A 19634-nucleotide genomic window follows, 5' to 3' on the forward strand; every position below is an offset into this window, starting at 1 on the left:
GGGGCTATTCCTGAATAACATGCAAAGCTTTTAGCATTATTTATCCGGGTAAAATTTTCAGTATAGATAATGATATATTTGGCCAGTACAGGACCAATACCTCTTACACTTTGAATAAGTTTATAGTTATTATCCCATTCTGAAGATGATTGAATAACTTCTTCTATTTTGGTCTCTATAAGCTCTATTTCTGTGTTCAGGTGTTCTATCATGCGCTCTTGTGATTCTTTAATTAAAGTTGTTTCACCATTAAAAAATGTATGAAAGAAACTTTTGCTAATGAAAAACCAATGGAAATACTCTTAGAAGCAATCAAACAACCTATTCAACAATGCTTTTTAAGTGCAGAGTTATGCAGCAATGTGCTTCTTCCATTAAAATATAAAATCAGACTTTTAGGTTCGCAATTATAATTCCGAACATTTATGCAGAACATTGCTGTTACTTTTGCTTCAATGAAAAACATAATTATGAAAAGAAGTAAAATCGGAATTAATACCTCCTTGTCACCGCTCGATTGCATCGCATGGTCTGGCCGCAGGATGATAAAACAACGAATTAGAAAAGTTTTGTTTCTGTTGACAGCAATTTTAATTTTCACAGGTTGCAATAGTTCTACAACTAACAAACCAACTTTAAATGATTATAAAAATGGAGAAAAATGGATTTGGAAATGGAGTCGTTCTGTTGAGGGAGAAGTTCGTGCACAAGGAGAAGATTTTCAGGAAGTAGTAGAATATAATGGAGATTTAGGCTTTTGGAATGGCGTTGATACCGTCCCTATTTCGAAAATTTTAGACCAAAAGCAAAGCAGTACACCATTTCGTGACTGGCCTTTATATGTAGGAAAAAAATGGAAATACGAATCGGAATGGAAAAATAATGAAGGAACCGAAGGAAAAACCAGTCAGGATGTTCAGGTCGTTTCATTTGATGAATTAAATGTTGCAGCCGGGAGATTCATGGCTTACAGAATAGAATACAAGGGACTGGTAGTAAATTCCAGAGGTTACAAAGGCGAAATGTCCGATACGTGGTGGTATTCCCCTGATGTAAAAACATATATCAAACATGTCAACGATGATGGATATGGTATTTACACAAATGAATTAACTTATTATTCAAAATCACGAGATAGTTTAGTTACAATTTTAGACACCATCTGGAGAACGGAACAGTATCCTATTCGAATAAGAGATTCTCTTGGAAAGGTGTATGGTTATGAATCTGTAGAGTTTCAAAAACAAAATAAAATATATCATAAGAACCATGATATTAATGAAAAGAAGGTACTTGAAATTTTGGATACGCGAGGATGGCCAGATAAAAATATTATTGGGAAACTGGGGAATTTAACCATCTGCAACGTCCTACAGCATTCAGAACTTGAGGTTAGAATAAAGTACCTGCCAGTGATGCGAAAAGCCGTTAAAGAGAAACAACTAGATCCAGGATTATTGGCACGGGCAAAAGACAGATTAGCTACAGACCGAGGCGATCTTCAAATATACGGGGGGCAGATGAAATACTACCCGGAAACAAAAAGTTTTAATGTATGGCCTGTACTCGACCCAATAAATGTAGATAAAAGAAGAGCTGAAATCGGACTTGAACCTATCGCAGAATTTCTTAAAGACAGATTTGATTTTGAATGGAATCCTGAGGAACAAATTAAAAGAACAGAAGAATTTAAAAAGGAAAAACAGCGCACGGATTAAAATCTTAACAACACCTTTTAAACATCAGATATGATGAAGACCATTTACATACAATTATTTTTGATACTTATTTCTATAAATACTTCTGGGCAAAACATATCGGTTGAAACAGACATGCTGAGCCCCATTAAAATCGAAAATGCTATTATTATTGACGGAAACCTAAATGAACCAATCTGGCAGGAAACAATCCTTACAAAACAATCGTACGATGAAAATGGTCAATACAATAACACGGAAGCATATTTTACATATGATGCAGACAATCTTTATGCCGGCTTTATATGTAAGGTGAACAACCCTTCTGAATTGAATAAAAAACATCTGGATAAGGATAATCAATTCATGTTAAGTAATGATTGGATTGCCTTTTGTGTCGACACGTATCACGATGGAATCAATGCCTATGCCTTTCTTTCAGATGCTGCCGGCAATGAATTGGATGGTTCATTGAACCCACCAACCAGGGATTTGTCCTTTTCCTTTTCTTCAAAATGGACCTCTGCCGTTAAAATAAATCAGGATAGATACACTGTAGAAATGAAAATTCCACTTGAGAATCTGCCTCTGAGATGGAATAAAGACAGTGTTTCCATGGCTATACAAATTATCCGAAATGATAAACAAAACAAGCGAATGGTTCAATGGCCAGCCACCAGGGATATAGGAAAGTTTCAAACTATAGTTCTGCATGAAATAAATCAAACACATCCACAAAATTTGTCAGGTGTGAATATTTCAGAGAGGTTGGCTTATAAAGAATCGAAAATTGATGTGTCCACCATGTTAGGAAGATGCCAGGGAGGTGATGCTTCCGTAATGGACTATTTAATCTTCAAGAAGAGAGATATTCACGGGACTGAACATCCCAGAATGCTTTATTATAATATGCAACCCGAAAGGGTTAGGAGAATGTTTGAAAATACCTCGTATTTCAAAAATCTGAATACGGATATCGATTTCGAAACCCTGTTGGAAAGATCCCAGTCCACGGCATTTATTGTATTGCGAAATGACACCATTCTATACGAAAACTATTTTAATGGCTTTAATAAAGATTCAATCTTCACATCCTTTTCGGTTGCCAAATCATTTGTCAGCACATTGGTAGGATTGGCTATTTCAGATAGGTTTATTAAAAGCGAAGATGATAAAATAACCGAGTACCTGCCAGAGTTGATGAAAAAAGATATCCGTTTTTCAAAAATTGCCATCAAAGATTTGTTAAGTATGAGTTCAGGATTAGCCTATTCACATGATGGATTTCCCTCTGATGATGAGTTTACTTATCAATCTCCCGATTTAAGAAATGCAGTTTTAGAACATGTTCGAATCTCAGATCAACCCGGCAAACATTGGCTTTACAATAACTATAACCCCCTATTATTGGGAATGATTCTGGAACGAACGACTGGCAAGTCGGTTTCAAAATATGCCGAAGAAAGACTCTGGAAGAAAATGGGAGGAAGCAATGCCAGTTGGAGTCTGGATGAGCACGGTTTTGAGAAAATGGAAAGCGGTATCAACTGCCATGCTCACGATTATGCACGATTCGCTTTGCTTTTTTTGAATAACGGTAAATACAATGGTAAACAAATAATACCTGAAAGCTGGGTTCAAAAAGCCACACAACCCCTGGAAAGGCCAAAGGAATATTATGATTATCTTATAGAAAATAATACGTATTACAACTATCTTTGGTGGGGTAAATTTCGAAACGGACAGAAGAATGCCAATGACTTTTTCGGTATGGGAAATAAGGGCGAATATGTATATATATGTCCACAGAAGAAACTTACGATAATCAGATTGGGATTTGAATATGGTTTCACTCCTGCATCAATGTCCTGGCCGGAAATGTTTTATGAATTTGCATCCGATTTTAAATGACGTAATATTGCATTAAAGAATAATAACGTTACCGCAACAGCAATACGAAATAGCGTTGGATCTTGAATGAAATATTAGGATCTGAGTTATATAAAGATATAACAAGAATGTTTGGAATTGAAAATTATCTTGGATTTATCGCTGCTGGGATTATTTTAAACCTGACACCAGGAACAGATACTATGTATATTTTAACGCGAAGTATATCACAAGGTCGAAAAGCTGGTATTTATTCAGTGCTTGGAATAACAACAGGTGGATTGATTCATACAGTTTTTGCTTCCCTTGGATTATCAATAATATTAGCAGAATCTGCAACAGCTTTTGCCGTTGTAAAATATATTGGAGTAACTTATCTGGTTTATTTAGGGATAAAAATGATTCTTGACAAAAAAAACTCATTCGATAATGATAATCAGAAAATTGAACAACTTAATTTAAAAAAGATTTATAGACAAGGAGTAATAACAAATGTGCTAAATCCTAAAGTCGCTCTATTCTTTTTAGCCTTACTTCCTCAATTCATTAATCCTGATTATGCATCGGGGACTTTACCGTTTATGATACTTGGAGTTACATTCATGACAACCGGAACTTTATGGTGTTTGTTTTTAGCCTTCACAGCTTCACTGATAACAAAGACTTTGAGAGAAAATGATAAAACAGGAATGGTTATGCAAAAAATAAGCGGACTGATTTTTATTGGATTAGGCATTAAACTACTAGCACAGAAACAATAAAAAGTGCTGCAATATACATTTTGCTAAGAAATCATCTGTAAATACTCACAGATTACATGAGATATGAAAATCGCATTAGACGAACATTCATAAACAGAATTGAATAGTTAAAATTAGTCATAGACTACGGCGTACAACGCACAATATAACGTATTATACTATTTCACAGAAATATACAAAGCTTCTTGAATCACATCGTAGAAAAATTAGTTTAAATTCGTGAAAATATTAACCATAATGAATCATAACCTGAGAAGATTTTGATAAATAAGTTGACAAAGACATCGTTAGCAACCCAACAAATATACATAGCGACGTTGCCTGTTATACTCATTGGCCTGGGGATGACAGGAGGTTGTTTAATTGCAGGTGGATCATGCTATGAGATTCCTGCATGGAGACTTTATTCGGGCATTGCATTTGGTGGGATTATTGCGTTATCTATTGGATTTGTTGGTATTATAGGTTTGATCAGAAAAATTCCTGACTGGAGTGTAATTTGGATAGCGATTTCTGTTATTGGATTCTTGGTGCTGATAAATTATGTTTCTACCTTAGGCTTCGCATCTTTTCCTGAGATATTAGTGTTATTGATTTCGGTCGCGACCGGACTGACTATTTTTTACATAATTTCTATAAAATCGTGGCAAATAGCGGGATTATTTGGGATTGGACTTTCCACTGCCCTGTCCCTGATATTGCTTTTTATGATTACCAATATTTCACATAATGAGATTAAAATTGGATATTTAATAGTTGCATGTGTTGCAAGTGGGTTTATTTATCTGTACTTGAAAAGCAATAATCAAATTAAGATAATCACCCTTTTTGTGTTCATGTTTTTTAACAGCCTTCTTATTTTTATATTTGATAAGAGTATGCTAAAATTAAATCATGATAGTCAGTTACTGTACCTAATTATATTTTCAAATGGGTTACTTTTTAGCGGTATAATTTTTCATCATGCAATTGGGTTCATAAACAGATTGATAAGAAAAAAGTAACCAGAGACAACACAAAACCTTAAAGCATAACAGTTATTTAAACTTTAAAAAGTCTATTTTCTCTGTTTGCTCTTTTAGTTTGAATTAATTCCTCTCAATAAATGCGACAGCTATAACATAAAAAACTACAACATGACTCAATATTTGAAAACCGATTGGGATTTGGAATCAGAAAGTCTTGTAGATGTATTTGACGAATTACCTCTATGGGCTGCACCATTTGGACTAAAATTACTTGATGGAATTCATTACAAAAAAGGAATTAAAGTTCTGGATATTGGTTTTGGCACCGGATTTCCATTAACTGAGATTGCCATGCGGTTAGGTAAAGACTCTAAAATATATGGAATTGATCCATGGGATGCAGCAGCTGACAGAGCCGAGAAAAAAATTGACTTTTATGGCATCAGGAATATTGAAATTATTCGTGGAATTGCAGAGGATATTCCTCTAAAGAATAACTCAATTGATTTAATTGTCAGTAATAACGGATTGAATAATGTGACAGATATAAACAGGTCCTTATACGAATGCGCCCGTATCATAAAAAAAGGTGGACAATTTATTCAAACCATGAATTTGAACAGTACTATGATTGAGTTTTATTCAACCATGGAAAAAATATTGACTGATCTTAAACTTGATAATTGTTTAGAATCAATGCAACAACAAATTTACAAAAAACGTAAACCGCTTGATCAATATATTGAATTAATTAAATCATATGAATTTACTATTAGCTCGGTGGTTCACGATAAATTTGAATACAGATTTGTTGATGGAACAACCATGCTGAACCACTACTTCATCCGACTCGCGTTTATTGATGGATGGAAAGAAATTTTACCTGAAGACAGACAAGAAGAAATATTTTTACTGGTAGAAAATGAATTAAATCTAAAAGCGCATAAAGATGGGATTCTAAAACTAAGCGTTCCTTTTGTTGTGATTGATTGTTATAAAAAATAATTGAACATTTATAAGGTCTAATGCTGGTCATTAATCTTAGTGATTGTATCAGCCATAATCATATTACTAAAAACTAAATAAGATATATGCATGAAAATTGCATTTTAAATAAACTCCTAAGTAGACAAAAAACATCAAATCAGAAAGCTTCAAACAATTAAATTAAATTCAAATCGCCAGCATTCTAAAAAACGTGTAAATAATTAAAATTCAGTATTTTAACAACTATTCGCTTACCAGATATTTTCCATCATCAGTCTCTAACACAGCGAATTGACAAACCATCACTCCAGTGTCCCCCTCTGCCTACATAAACTGAACTGGCATTAACATCTATAATATCATCACCGTTTAAATCCAAATCATTGTTAAAGAACCACCAGGATCCTGTAACAGGATCATTAAAATTTGAAGTTGATCCTTCCCAGAACTTGGCATACTTCCCCAGACCATAAAATTCAGAATCCAGGCGATATCCAGCGGAGAGTACAGAAAAACCATAGGTATCTATACCACTTATACCGGTTCCCCACCCTTCTACAGATTTTAGATATTTACCTATGTTACTCCAGGTATAATTTGATTGTTCATCAACAATAGTTCTTTCACCACCCTTATCAGCAGAAATGAGGTTTGCTAATTCTTCCCATTCAGCATTTGAAGGCAAATGCCAACCATCAGGACAAGCTGTAAAAGCTGCTGGTGCATTATACAAAACACCATATTTTTTATACATCTCTGTTGCCTTTGCATTACTCACACTTGTACCATAATAGTCATATACCGTATAATACGGATCATGGTTGGATGTATCCATTGGTACTTCATTCGGGGGGCTGATGGTTGGGAGGTAAGCTAAATTTTCAGCCATCCAAACCTGATTTCCAATCTTAACGATTCTGTAAGTATGTCCGTCTCGTTCGTCTGTGAAATAATCTTCCACAGTAAACTTAAGTGGTGCATTTTTAATGTAACTCCCATCGGCCTTTCTCGCATAAACATCGAGTACATTTTCAACGTCTTCGTCATCTGCGGGAGTCCAAATTGTTTCAGCAATCCCTTCTCCGTCTGTTAAAACGAATTCATCAGCAGTCGTCCCTGATCCGGTTTCCGGGACAAAATATACCCTGACATTGGCGACTCCACTGCCCATGTTGCTTAATACTCTTACCTTAACAGATACCGGATCAAAGATGCTTAGGGATTGTATAGTATTGTCAACCATTTCCATTTCATAGGGTGTAACATAAATATCCTTTTTTGATATTTGAAACGTTTTACTAACATTCAGTAAATTCTTCTTAAAAATAGTATAGTTTAAACCAATCTTAGATGCTGCACCAAATCCCATGCTTAAGTCCCAGTCCCTTGTGTCAGCTGTGGAAAATCCTCCCTTAATTTCACCGTATGCACTGTTTTCAACATATGGTCCTTTTACAGCATATACGTAAAAGGTAGGTTCATAGACCAATGATAATTTTATTTCTCCTCCAACCTGAACGCCTAAGGAGTTATTTACAACTGAATAATTATCAGAGGTTAGCTCGTAAAATGGATTGAACTCATCATTTTCATAAATGGCTCCAAAATCACAGGTGTAATTTGCAACAGAATGATAATTATAATCCAAACCTATATTTGCGGAGCTTTCAAATTTCAGATAAACCTTATGTAAAACCTCTACAACCAAAACTCCAAAAGGTGTAACGGTTATTGTTTCAAATATAGGAACTTCCTTTTTTAAACTTGCCCCTTTAGAGGCTCCACTTATTGACACATTGGTTTCAAAATTGATTGCGGTATTATATGAAGTTAATTTCACGGAGTTTAAATTCCATCCACTAATATCATGCATGTACTGAAAATTTGGAATAATATTAACTGTTCCGTTTGCTATTTTTAAATTTATATTCTCATTTCCGTTTTCAACTTTGAATTCAACGTTGGTTATATTCAGGTTAATACCATCACCTTCAAGTCTTTGAACACCCTGTGCAATATATTCATGTTTTGAATTATTGATTGTTGCACTTTTTAAATCCGAATTAACCGGCAGGCTAAAACTTACCGTTGAATTTTCATAAAGATCTTCCAGTGTTGCCTGTTCCGTTTTCAAAGTAACACTGTTCCCGTTTTTTTCTGATCCCAGAACTTTTCGAAGATACCCTGAGCCTTGTTGGCTTAATAATATATCTCCCGCTGAAAAGTCAGGCGGATCAGCGTCAAACTGAAAAATATATATACCTTCTGCCAGCTGTGCGGAATCGCTTAGCAAATCAGGACTTAGATCATCCACCAAAACAACATAGTCTGAAATGCCATCCTGACTGGAGTTATTCACATTTTTATCTTTTTCACATGAAACCAGTACCAGTAAAGATATTGCCACAGTTAAACTAAGTAGTTCAGATCCTTTTTTTAAATACATCATATTCAATTAAAATTCAAAAAATAAAATATCACTATGTGAAAATGGGAATCACATACACAAATAACTTAATAAAGATTTATTAATATCCTTTGAGAACGTTTAACGCAAAACTTTGTTCAGAATTATTCTAAACAAGGACATATTAGTATCTTTATGTATAAACTACATTTCTTTCAGGAATTTCAAAAATTCACAGTTCTTTTCAGAATCACAATATTGGTATATATTTGACCACAAACAAAACGTCGGATATTTTCATGAAGATTGATAAATTTATACTTGCAATCATTGTAGCCATTGTTCTGGCCTGGTTTTTTCCACAACCTGCCGGTCCCAACAGTGGCATTCCACTGAACCTTATTGCCGGCATTGGTATTTCTCTGATCTTTTTTTTTTACGGACTTAAGCTAAGCCCGCATCAAATTAAAACCGGACTGCGAAACTGGAAACTGCACATTCTGGTTCAACTTACCACCTTCCTTATTTTTCCTCTGGTTGTTCTGCTGTTTTATCCGTTTATCAATACAGAAAACGGACATACCATCTGGCTTGCATTTTTGTTTTTAGGTGCATTGCCATCAACCGTTTCATCTTCTGTGGTAATGGTATCCATAGCCAGGGGAAATATTCCTGCAGCTATTTTTAATGCAAGCATTTCCGGCCTTATTGGAATTGTGATCACACCTTTGTGGATGGGGCTGTTCATGCAACAATCAACAGTTGACTTCAATCTTGGAGAAATCTACATCAGACTAATTACACAAATCCTGCTTCCGGTTGCATTGGGGCTCGCCCTCCACCGGTTCTGGGGGAAATTTGCACGTAAACATTCAAGATACCTCACATTATTTGATAAATCTGTTATCCTGCTGATCATTTATAAAAGCTTCTCAGAATCCTTCGAAAATAATGTTTTCAGTTCTATTAATGTTTATGATCTTTTACTCATTATGGGAGCTGTCATAGTACTCTTCTTCGGCATCTTTTTTCTCACAGGTTATATATCGAAACTGCTACATTTCGATCTGGAAGACAGGATAACCGCACAGTTTAGTGGCACAAAAAAATCATTGGTTCACGGCACCGTATTTGCAAAAATTCTGTTTCAGAATTCTGCTTCAACCGGCATCTTTTTATTACCCATCATGTTGTTTCATCCTGTTCAGTTGCTGATTATCAGTTTTATTGCATCAAGGCATGGAAAGAGGGAAATATAGCAAACAAAAAATCCCCGTTAAAAAACGAGGATTTTTGCTTTATAAGGACCGAACCTATCTTATTTTCTGTGCTACCTCCACGTTCAGTTTTCTGCCATTTACGCTCTGACGTTTGAACGATTTAATAACTGTTGCTTCAAATTTATTATCCACTTCAAAAAAGGCATATTTCTTTTTAATATCTATTTCACCGATTTCGATATTGCGTACCTGAGTAAAATCGTTGATCATACCAATCAGCTTTGCCGGGTTCAGTTTATCGATAGCCCCCACATTAAGAAATAAACGCGACATATTGGAACTGCTCCGCTTACCTCCTTTGGCTCCTTTCCCTCTTCTTCTCTCACTCTTTCCGCCTTCACTTCTCTCCTCCTTTACACCCGCATTCAAATCCGGAGCATTTTTATAGTACTCCAGAAAACGGTTAAATTCCACAGAAAGAAAGCGTTTGATCAGATCCTCACGACTTAACCACTCCAGTTTTTTATACACTACAGGAAGATATTTGTCTATCTGCTGATCGTCAACTGTAATATTCTCTACAGTATCAACCAGATTGAACAGTTGCTTTTCGCAAATGGCCCGACCACCCGGTACCATTTTATGCTCCATCTGCTTATTCAGGATGCGCTCTATCTGCTTAATCTTTCCTTTCTCACGGGTATGAATGATAGAAACTGAAACCCCGTTCTTCCCTGCTCTTCCTGTTCTACCACTACGATGAACATATACTTCCGGATCATCCGGTAAATTATAGTTGATCACATGAGTCAGATCGTTTACATCGAGTCCACGCGCTGCCACATCGGTAGCAACCAGCATATGCAGATGTCCCTGCCTGAATTTATTCATTACGAGATCACGTTGCGGCTGAGACAAATCGCCATGCAATGCATCAGCATTGTACCCATCGTTGATCAAATGATCTGCTACATCCTTTGTTTCCTGACGGGTACGGCAAAAAACAATCCCGTAAATTTTAGGATTCATATCTGCAATCCGTTTTAACGCTGCATAACGGTCACGGGCATGAACCATGTAATACTCATGGATCACATTTTCAGCTCCTGCATTTTTCTTGCCAACAGAAAATTCAATGGCATCTGTCATATATTTCTTTGCGATCCGACTGATCTCGACAGGCATCGTGGCAGAAAACAATAAAGTTTGTTTTTCAGGGGGAGTGGTTTTTAATATCTCATCCAGATCTTCCTTGAAGCCCATGTTGAGCATTTCGTCAGCTTCATCGAAAACCACCCACTGAATAATATCTACTTTCAGCACACCGCGGTTAATCAGATCAAGGGTACGTCCGGGGGTTCCTACCACAATCTGGGCTCCACTTTTAATTGATTTTATTTGCGGACCAATTGGTGCACCTCCGTAAACCGATACAATATCAAGTCCGGGAACATACTTTGAAAAATTCGCCATGTCACTGGCGATCTGAATACATAATTCGCGTGTAGGGCACAGAATAAGTGCCTGAACGGTTTTTAGTTCTGTATGAACCAAATGAATAATCGGCAAACCAAAAGCGGCGGTCTTACCGGTACCGGTCTGGGCCAATGCTACAATATCCTGATCCGAGTTTAACAGATGCGGGATCGTCTTTGCCTGAATAGGCGTTGGGGTAACAAAACCAAGTTCTTCAATCGCACGTAGAACATTTGGCTCCAGCCCCGATTCTAAAAATGTCATATATATTTTTGAATTAAACAGCCTTCTCTAAGACTGCGGAATGGATTAAATCTCAGGCGCTTCAACATTGAACTCTATACGATGGTCACCCCTGAAATTTGAGCCGCAAAGGTAAGCTTATTATTTGAACCTGCAACAGTTTATTTTTTAAGACTTAAGATTAAAGAAACAAGACACAAGATTATATGATTCACTGGAAATTTATTCTCTGGTAAAGACACGTTTAACTCGCTGCGAAATACTGGTAATCACTTCATAAGGGATGGTTTGCATCCAGTCTGCCACCGTATTAATATGCGGATCATCCCCAAAAAGAATGACTTCATCACCTGGTTTTATGTTGAGTCCGGTAACATTCAACATACTTAAATCCATACAAATATTGCCTACATACGGAACCTTATTACCGTTAATGACCGCATATCCTCTCCCATTCCCAAGCAAACGTGCCAGACCATCAGCATAACCAACCGGAATAACCGCAATTTCTGAATCGCGAGACAGAACGCCTTTTCTTCCGTACCCAACTGTTTCAGTTTTGGGAACGGCTTTTACCGCAGATACCATGGTTTTAAAAGTTCCAACCGGCTTCAGCTCATCATTTCCGGCTGCACTTACACCATACATTCCGATCCCGAGTCTTACCATATCGAACTGATATTCAAAAAATCGTTCTGTACCAGCAGAATTCAAAATATGCTTTAGAAATCCGTAACCAATACCATCTTCTATTTTCTCTGAATATTGTTTAAACAAATTAATTTGTTCCAACGTAAAAGCGTCCTTATCCGGTTCATCTGCAGCAGCCAAATGACTGAAAACGGAATGTACTTTTAAATAACTCTGTTCGTTTAAAATACTAATCAGTTTTTCAATATCTTCCGGTAAAAACCCCATCCTGTGCATCCCGGTATCCAGCTTAACATGAACAGGATAATTCATTTCGCCTAATGCCTTTGCCTCATTGATCAGAGCTTCCAGAATTTCGAAAGAATACACTTCGGGTTCCAGATGGTATTTAAAAAGTATATCAAGACTTTGCATTTCAGGCGCCATAACCACAATAGGTAATGTAACTCCTGCGTTTCGCAATTCCACGCCTTCATCAGCAACGGCAACAGCCAGGTAATTAACACCATGGAATTGTAGGTGACGTGCTACCTCAAACGAACCGGAACCATATGCAAAGGCTTTAACCATAGCCATTATCCTTGTCTCTGGTTTTAATAATCGTTTGAAAACAGTAATATTCTGAACAAGGCGGTTCAGGTTGATTTCCAGTGTTGTCTTATGTACTTTATAAGCCAGATGCTCCGCCACGGTCTCAAATTCAAAACGTCTGGCACCTTTAATAAGAATGGCCTCACCACTAAACTGGTACTGTTCAATATCGTTGAGAAAGTCTCCGGTAGATTTGTAAAAATGGCCTGGAATCGTAAATAATCCGGAATGATCCGAAATGGATTCTCCCACACCAATCAACAGGTCTATGCCTTTCTCAACCAATAATTTATTGACCTCATCATACAAATCTTCCGGTTGTTTACCTGACTGAACAATATCAGACAGGATCACCCTTTTAAGGCTATTTCCACTCCCTACCTGTTGTAGCAGAAAATCCAAAGCAATGGCCAGCGATCCAATATCTGAATTATAAGAATCGTTAATCAGGATAGAATTTTTAACCCCCTGTTTCAACTCCATACGCATAGCTACCGGTTCAAGACGTGAAAATGCATCATTGAACTCCTTCGGGTCATAGCCGGAAGCGTGAATCGTAAAAAAACATGTGATGGCATTTTCAATAGATGCCTTGTCTGTATAAGGAATTACAATTTCGTGATTAAGCCTGCCTTTAAAGTTTAAAACCGACTTGCTATCTACAGTCCGAACCGAAACAGAAGCACCGTAACTACTGTGATAAGACCATGCATAATATCCTGTAAAATTATTAAGCAACAACTTCTGAAGCGGCACACAATCTGCAGGTACAACCTTTACTTCCGCATGTCTGAAAAGCACCAGTTTCTCACGGGTTTTCTCTTCATAAGATCCAAAATTTTCCTGGTGCGGCTCGCCAATATTCGTAAGCACTGCCACATCGGGCGCAATAATTTCTTCCAGCCGCTCCATCTCACCAGGCTGAGAAATACCTGCTTCAATAATGTTAATATCGCTCCCCTGTTCCGCATTGATAAGCGAAAGCGCTACACCAAGCTGGGAGTTATAACTTCTTGGTGATCTGTACACGTTATATTTTGTGCTCAACAGCTGAAACAGCCATTCTTTTACCACCGTTTTACCGTTGCTTCCGGTTATGGCGATAACCTTTCCATGAAGTTGTTTTCGCTGATATAAAGCGAGATCCTGTAAAGCTTTCAGGGTATCCTCCACCAACAAATATGTAATATTCTTAGTTGATGGCTTTTCCGAAACGACAAACAGAGTCACTCCTTTTTCCAACAGATCCGGAAGATATTTATGTCCGTTATTTTTGCTGGTTTTCAAGGCAAAAAACAAGGCACCGACAGTATTACTGACAATCCTGCTGTCCGTAAGAACTGAGGTAACATTGGCGGCAGCATCTCCATAAATTTCACCGCCTGTAATTTGTGCAATATCTTTTATTGAAAGGTTGATCATACCTGTGATAAACGTTCGTTCAAGATACGTTTTTCTGCGTAAAAATCAAGATGCGGAAAGTGGTTTTCCAGATCGTGTGCCTTTTGTAACACATTTTCCAGAAACGTTATATAAGTTTCACTGTTAGGATTAAACGGTTTGTGCTCAACAGCTTTAACAATCTCTTCAACCTTTTTCACCACCTGACGAGCATCGCGGCTCAGCCACTTATCAGAAAAACGTTGCCAGATATATTCCACGGTTTGATCGTTCATATGCAGCATATCGGATGCATAAAATCTGTAATCCCTCAGTTCATCCATCACCAGTTCGTATGACGGAAAATAACTGGCCGAATCGAACCATTCGCACAGTTGTTCTACAGCCAGTAACAAAACAGCTTTACTGAGTTGACTCCCATGAGCCCCATCTTTCCAGTGACGAACCGGACTAACAGTAAACACCACTTTTAATGCCGGATTAAACACATTCAATTTTACCAATAGATCTTTATACTGAGCCACTATTTCTTCCTGGTTCAAGCGATAACGGTTAAATTGTGATGCGGGAATTTTGTGGCAGTTTGAAACCACCAATCCGGTTTGCTGATGTTCAAATACCCACGATGTTCCAAAGGTTATAAATAAGCATTCTGCGCTTTTAAGAAACTCCGATGCCCTCAGGCGCTCTTCCTCTGTTTTTTGCAGGCAGGCTTCTTTGGTTTCAGCAGAAAATATACTGTGATGGTAAAAACTGTGCCACATTCCATCGTGTTCAATTATTGCGGATTCAGGTAACGGATCATCGGAAATCATGAACCCAAGAGCACTCGCAACAGAATACGGATTATATATAACACCAAACGGATTGACAACGGCAGGAAACTTACTTTTCACAAAACGTTCACCCACACTGGTTGCAAAGCATGATCCCATAAACATTACCGGATGATGATGTTCAAGCCGCTGAAAGGGCTCAGGAATGGTGACCTTTGTGAGCAGTTCCATTATTCTACATTTCCAATCACCTTCATCAGCTCATCCAGATTTGGGGTAAGAATAATCTCGGTGCGTCTGTTTTTCTGACGGGCTTCGGGAGTGTTAGCCGGATCAAGTGGCACATATTTACTGCGACCTGCAGCAGTTATATTTTTAGGATCAATACCAGGATTTTTAAGCAGGATACGAACAATGGCAGTAGCTCGTTTCACACTCAGGTCCCAGTTATCCAAAATCTGTCCTGTTCCGTTATATGGCACATCATCAGTATGGCCTTCAATCATCACCCTGATGTCAGGATTATTTGCCAACACTTCTGCAAGCTTATTCAAAGCTGCCACACCATTTGGATCCACATCCCACTTACCTGACTGGAATAACAGTTTTTCATCGAGGGACACGTATAACAATCCATCTTTCATGTGTACCTGAAGACCTTTGCCGTGGTAGCCCTTTAATGCTTCCATGACTCTACTCTGCAGACTGTTCATGATAGAATCCTTCTGATGCAGAATGCGCTCCATTTCAAGAATACGCGCATTTCTGGCTTCAATATCTTTCTGAGCCTGTTCCAGATTAGCCACGGCATTTTCAAGGTTCTTCCGCTTTTCAGAAAGCGCCTGCTGTGTGGAATTCAATGCATCTTCCCTGGCCTGAAGATCGTTCTGCAAATTTTGCAACTGTTTCAGTAACTGGGTCATTTCGGCAGTATTTCCTGATGAAGACGACTCATACGCGCTAATCAGGTCATCATATTGTTTCCTGCTCTGATCCAGGCTGTATTGCAGATCGTGAACTTTTTTAGCTAATCGCAATGTATCAGCGACCAGCAGATCCACTTCATTTGTCAGACTGGCATTCTGAGCATTCAGTTCTTTATTGGCTACAGTCATTTCCCTGTTTTCACGGTTCAAACGACTGTTTTGAGCAGCAAAGTTTTTGTTCTGCTCTTCCATGTCCTTGAAGGATTTCAACGGGATACAACTGCTGATCAGTATTGTAGCAGTAAAAAATAAAATTACGTTACGAAGTTTCATCAGTTTTGAGTTTTGATTTACAAATTAACTAAAATAACGATGCCGGGCCCGAATTTAGTGTGTTCAAACTATGACCAAATTATTAACAAAGTAGCTAGCAGTGAGTAATAAGTAATAAGTTGAAAGTTGTAAGTTGTAAGTTGAAAGTGATAAGTTATACTGTCTTGATTCTTGGTTCTTGCATCTTGGTTCTATTATAAAACTATCGCTTTATAATGTCCCGGGGTTACTTTAGAATTCAAAACCATAATCCCCATATGGAATAGATTAAAGGAAACGCGCACGGAAGAATGACCTTTTATCCTCAACCAGCTATCATACATATCATGCGACCAGTAAATATCATCAGCAACAACAATACAATTTTCAGTACAATATGGCAGAATCTGTTCAAAATAACGTTCAAGAGCCTCACCGGTATGATTCCCGTCGATAAATACAAAATCAACTTTTTTAAGCAGCTTTAGTGCCGGCAGAAGTTTATTATCAAACGTATCTTCAATAAGTGTAATATTGGTTAGGTTCAGTTTTTTCCAAAGATCAGCAGCTTCTTTTGCGCAGGCGTGACAGGCTTCGATGGTTACAACCTGTGCTTTAGGGTTTGCCGAAGCAAGATAGGCAGTTGTCAGGCCCAGTGAAGTCCCCAGTTCCAGTATGGTTGAAGATTTCATATGGTTGATCAAACGAAACAACATTTCCTGCTGCCCGGTGGATTTTACAGATTTGAATACAACTTCACAAACCGGACACAAATATCTGCTGTAACCACCGGCGCCAAAATCCTCTACCTCAATCTCCCTCTTTATCCTCAGCATTCTGTTTTTCTCCTTTCTGAGTTCCAGAAATGCATAAAACGAATGATCACCATGAATGGCATCCTTCAATAGATTGTACGCAAACGGAGACTGCACCCCGAAACCTTTGTTGTTCCGAATGGCAGTGACAAGATGTATTATAAAAGATCGTATTCTGAAAGAGGTGTTTCCCATTACGTATGATCTTTAATAACTGTGACAACTACAGACCGTTTATCACGTGGTCCGTCAAATTCACACAGAAAAATATTCTGCCAGGTTGAAAGCCCCAACTTGCCATTTATAATTGGAATCATCTCTGAAGGACCAACCAATCCCGCTTTTAAATGAGAGTCTCCATTGTTGTCTTGTGCGTCGTGTTCCCAAACGCCATGTGGTATTAGTTTACGTAATAAAGTTACGACATCATTTTGTACAGAATCGTCCCAGTTTTCCTGAATCATAATACCGGCTGTAGCTCCCTGGACATAGACAGAAACCAATCCTTGCTCAATGTCCGATTGACGGACAATCTCCTCCACCTGACGGGTAATGTCAAACAGTCCCTCGTGCACATTGGTAGATATGGTAAATAATTGTTGCATACCTGTTTAGTGAACACAAAGATAAGTATGTCAGTGATATTAACAACACTGACAGCCATATCATCATTTAATCCGTGAAATCATGGTTCCGCGAACTGATACAATGAAACCGAAACTATTAAATGGATTATGAAAACTTACTTTACCACAGAAACCCTTACTGCATTGAGCCCCTTGAGCCCTTTTTCTACTTCGAAAGTAACAACATTGCCTTCCTTAATCTCTTCATTCAGGTTATTGGCATGAACAAAAATTTTCTCCTGGGTCTCCTTATCCTTTAAAAAGCCATAACCTTTGGAATCATTAAAAAAGATAACAATACCCTTGCGAACGGGATCAGGACGATTCGACTCATCCATCTTTGGCGTACTTATCTCAATATCGTCCAGTTCTACTTCGGTCTTTTTATCCGGATCAGGTGGTGTGGACGTAATTTGTCCATTCTCATCCACATAGGCAATCATATCATCAAGACTGTTTTTCTTATCACCTTCTTTTCTGGCCAGTCTCTTTTTTTCTTTGTCTTTTCTTTTCTTTTCTTTTTTGTTTCTGACTTCTTTTTTGTTAAAGGTTTCCTGTGATCTTCCCATAAATAATTTTTAAAATGATTATTGATTTAAACTTTTTCTGTTTTTAAATTCTGCTATTAAATCTTCAAATACCTGCTTAACGGTTGATATGCGGTCTACTTTTTCGGCATTAGCACCGGTAAAGGCAAATCCGTCTTTCATATTTCCATGATAAGCTGCCAAAAGAGCGTCTGCAATACAGTATGATGTTGTTTTAGGATCGCAGGTTTTTATGCAATTATATTTGCATGATTTTGGCCTGCGCAAGCCTGCATATGCATCATCAAGAAAATTGTTATTAATTGTACGTCCCGGCAAGCCAACAGGACTTTTTATAATCCGGATATCTGCTTCCCTTGCGTTAATAAATGTATTTTTAAAATCAATGGATGCATCGCACTCCTCAGTGGCAACAAATCTCGTTCCCAACTGAACTGCCGAAGCTCCTCTTTCCATGATTTGATACATATCTTCGCCCGAATAAATGCCTCCGGCCGCTATAACCGGAATATCCACATTATATTTTTCCTTCATGTCCCTGGTCACAACTAACACATCTGACACCAGGTTTTCAAGGGACTGGTTTTCATCGCTTATAACATCAGGTTTAAACCCCAGATGTCCTCCTGCCTTTGGCCCCTCCACTACAAGAGCATCAGGAAGGTAATCGTAATTCTGCTTCCATTTTGAACACAAAATAGATGCTGCCCGTCCCGAAGAGACAATAGGCACCAGTTTGGTTTTAATTCCTTCACCAAGGTATTTGGGAAGGTCAAGCGGCAAACCGGCACCGGAAAAAATAATATCAATACCCTCCTCAATGGAAGTTCGTACCATATCAGAAAAGTTTGTGATCACCGACATGATATTTACACCAAGTATTCCCCGGGTTCTCTCCTTCGCCTTACGTATTTCATTCCGAATGGCTTCAATATGTTTATTTTTAAGGTTAATACTACTATTATCTTCTATAAAACCTATTCCAACAGTAGCTATTACACCTATACCCCCCATATTAGCCACGGCTGATGCCAGGCCGGATAATGAAATACCAATACCCATTCCGCCCTGAATGATTGGAATGGGTATTCTTAAATCTCCTATATTAAATGCTTTCAACGTAATCTTAATTAGCCGATCTTACATTTAACGCTACAAGGCCTTTTTCGCCCCGTTTTGTATCAAAAGTTACTTCCTGTTCATTCTGTAAACCACTATATGGACTATCAAGACCTGAGCGATGTACAAAAATGTCACCATCATTCTCAGACTCAATGAAACCAAAACCTTTGATATCATCGTACCACTTTACTTTTCCTTTCTGCATAATTATCAATTC

17 protein-coding genes are annotated in these 19634 nt (G+C 37.8%); 6 read left to right on the forward strand and 11 right to left on the reverse strand.

Features of this window, described 5'->3' with window-relative positions; genetic code table 11:
- Positions 1–212 (reverse strand): transposase (locus ACE01N_RS06175; RefSeq protein ID WP_380585894.1); only part of this gene is annotated, 212 nt, incomplete at its 3' end.
- A 48-nt stretch (positions 213–260) separates the two neighbouring features.
- Here ACE01N_RS06175 and ACE01N_RS06180 point away from each other — a divergent pair.
- From ACE01N_RS06180 to ACE01N_RS06200, 5 genes are all read left to right on the forward strand, one after another.
- Entirely contained in the window at positions 261–413 is a 153-nt protein-coding gene (locus ACE01N_RS06180) for a hypothetical protein (RefSeq protein WP_380585896.1), read from the forward strand.
- 57 nt (positions 414–470) lie between these two features.
- On the forward strand, positions 471–1718 hold the full coding sequence (locus tag ACE01N_RS06185) for a DUF6624 domain-containing protein (RefSeq protein WP_380585898.1): 1248 nt from the start codon (positions 471–473) through the stop codon (positions 1716–1718).
- A gap of 30 nt (positions 1719–1748) precedes the next feature.
- Positions 1749–3608, forward strand: coding sequence for a serine hydrolase (locus ACE01N_RS06190; protein WP_380585900.1), 1860 nt, complete (start codon positions 1749–1751; stop codon positions 3606–3608).
- Between the two features lie 62 nt (positions 3609–3670).
- Positions 3671–4348, forward strand: a complete 678-nt coding sequence (locus ACE01N_RS06195; protein ID WP_380585902.1) for a LysE family translocator — start codon at positions 3671–3673, stop codon at positions 4346–4348.
- Between the two features lie 1136 nt (positions 4349–5484).
- Positions 5485–6321: a class I SAM-dependent methyltransferase gene (locus ACE01N_RS06200; protein WP_380585904.1), complete on the forward strand. Its 837-nt coding sequence runs from the start codon at positions 5485–5487 to the stop codon at positions 6319–6321.
- 253 nt (positions 6322–6574) lie between these two features.
- Here the strand turns inward: ACE01N_RS06200 and ACE01N_RS06205 are convergent, their stop codons facing one another.
- Positions 6575–8752 carry an FISUMP domain-containing protein gene (locus tag ACE01N_RS06205; RefSeq protein ID WP_380585906.1) on the reverse strand — a complete coding sequence of 726 codons (2178 nt, stop codon included), beginning with the start codon at positions 8750–8752 and terminating at the stop codon, positions 6575–6577.
- Positions 8753–9009: 257 nt separating this feature from the next.
- Here ACE01N_RS06205 and ACE01N_RS06210 point away from each other — a divergent pair, with 257 nt between their 5' ends.
- The gene (locus ACE01N_RS06210) at positions 9010–9969 is read left to right on the forward strand and encodes a bile acid:sodium symporter family protein (protein ID WP_380585908.1); all 960 of its coding nucleotides are present in this window, start codon (positions 9010–9012) and stop codon (positions 9967–9969) included.
- Positions 9970–10023: 54 nt separating this feature from the next.
- On the opposite strand, the gene ACE01N_RS06215 is transcribed toward ACE01N_RS06210, so the two are convergent.
- From ACE01N_RS06215 to ACE01N_RS06255, 9 genes are all read right to left on the reverse strand, one after another.
- Positions 10024–11670 (reverse strand): DEAD/DEAH box helicase, encoded by a 1647-nt coding sequence (locus ACE01N_RS06215; RefSeq protein ID WP_375728527.1) that lies wholly within the window; start codon positions 11668–11670, stop codon positions 10024–10026.
- A gap of 201 nt (positions 11671–11871) precedes the next feature.
- Positions 11872–14313: a bifunctional UDP-N-acetylmuramoyl-tripeptide:D-alanyl-D-alanine ligase/alanine racemase gene (locus ACE01N_RS06220; RefSeq protein ID WP_380585911.1), complete on the reverse strand. Its 2442-nt coding sequence runs from the start codon at positions 14311–14313 to the stop codon at positions 11872–11874.
- The gene (locus ACE01N_RS06225) at positions 14310–15299 is read right to left on the reverse strand and encodes a GSCFA domain-containing protein (protein ID WP_380585912.1); all 990 of its coding nucleotides are present in this window, start codon (positions 15297–15299) and stop codon (positions 14310–14312) included. The genes ACE01N_RS06220 and ACE01N_RS06225 overlap by 4 nt, the downstream gene beginning before the upstream one ends.
- Entirely contained in the window at positions 15299–16327 is a 1029-nt protein-coding gene (locus tag ACE01N_RS06230) for an OmpA/MotB family protein (protein WP_380585914.1), read from the reverse strand. The genes ACE01N_RS06225 and ACE01N_RS06230 overlap by 1 nt, the downstream gene beginning before the upstream one ends.
- A gap of 194 nt (positions 16328–16521) precedes the next feature.
- Positions 16522–17316 carry an O-methyltransferase gene (locus ACE01N_RS06235; RefSeq protein ID WP_380585916.1) on the reverse strand — a complete coding sequence of 265 codons (795 nt, stop codon included), beginning with the start codon at positions 17314–17316 and terminating at the stop codon, positions 16522–16524.
- The gene (locus tag ACE01N_RS06240; RefSeq protein WP_380585918.1) at positions 17316–17726 is read right to left on the reverse strand and encodes a secondary thiamine-phosphate synthase enzyme YjbQ; all 411 of its coding nucleotides are present in this window, start codon (positions 17724–17726) and stop codon (positions 17316–17318) included. The genes ACE01N_RS06235 and ACE01N_RS06240 overlap by 1 nt, the downstream gene beginning before the upstream one ends.
- A 137-nt stretch (positions 17727–17863) precedes the next feature.
- Positions 17864–18316, reverse strand: a complete 453-nt coding sequence (locus ACE01N_RS06245; protein WP_375728521.1) for a cold-shock protein — start codon at positions 18314–18316, stop codon at positions 17864–17866.
- An 18-nt stretch (positions 18317–18334) separates the two neighbouring features.
- Positions 18335–19414 carry an NAD(P)H-dependent flavin oxidoreductase gene (locus ACE01N_RS06250; RefSeq protein WP_380585921.1) on the reverse strand — a complete coding sequence of 360 codons (1080 nt, stop codon included), beginning with the start codon at positions 19412–19414 and terminating at the stop codon, positions 18335–18337.
- A 7-nt stretch (positions 19415–19421) separates the two neighbouring features.
- Complete coding sequence (locus ACE01N_RS06255; protein ID WP_375728519.1) at positions 19422–19622, reverse strand: cold-shock protein; 201 nt, start codon at positions 19620–19622, stop codon at positions 19422–19424.
- Positions 19623–19634: the final 12 nt, after the last annotated feature.

The organism is Quyinboa ferrireducens (genome assembly GCF_042436675.1).
GTDB lineage: Bacteria > Bacteroidota > Bacteroidia > Bacteroidales > UBA5342 > JBHJHP01.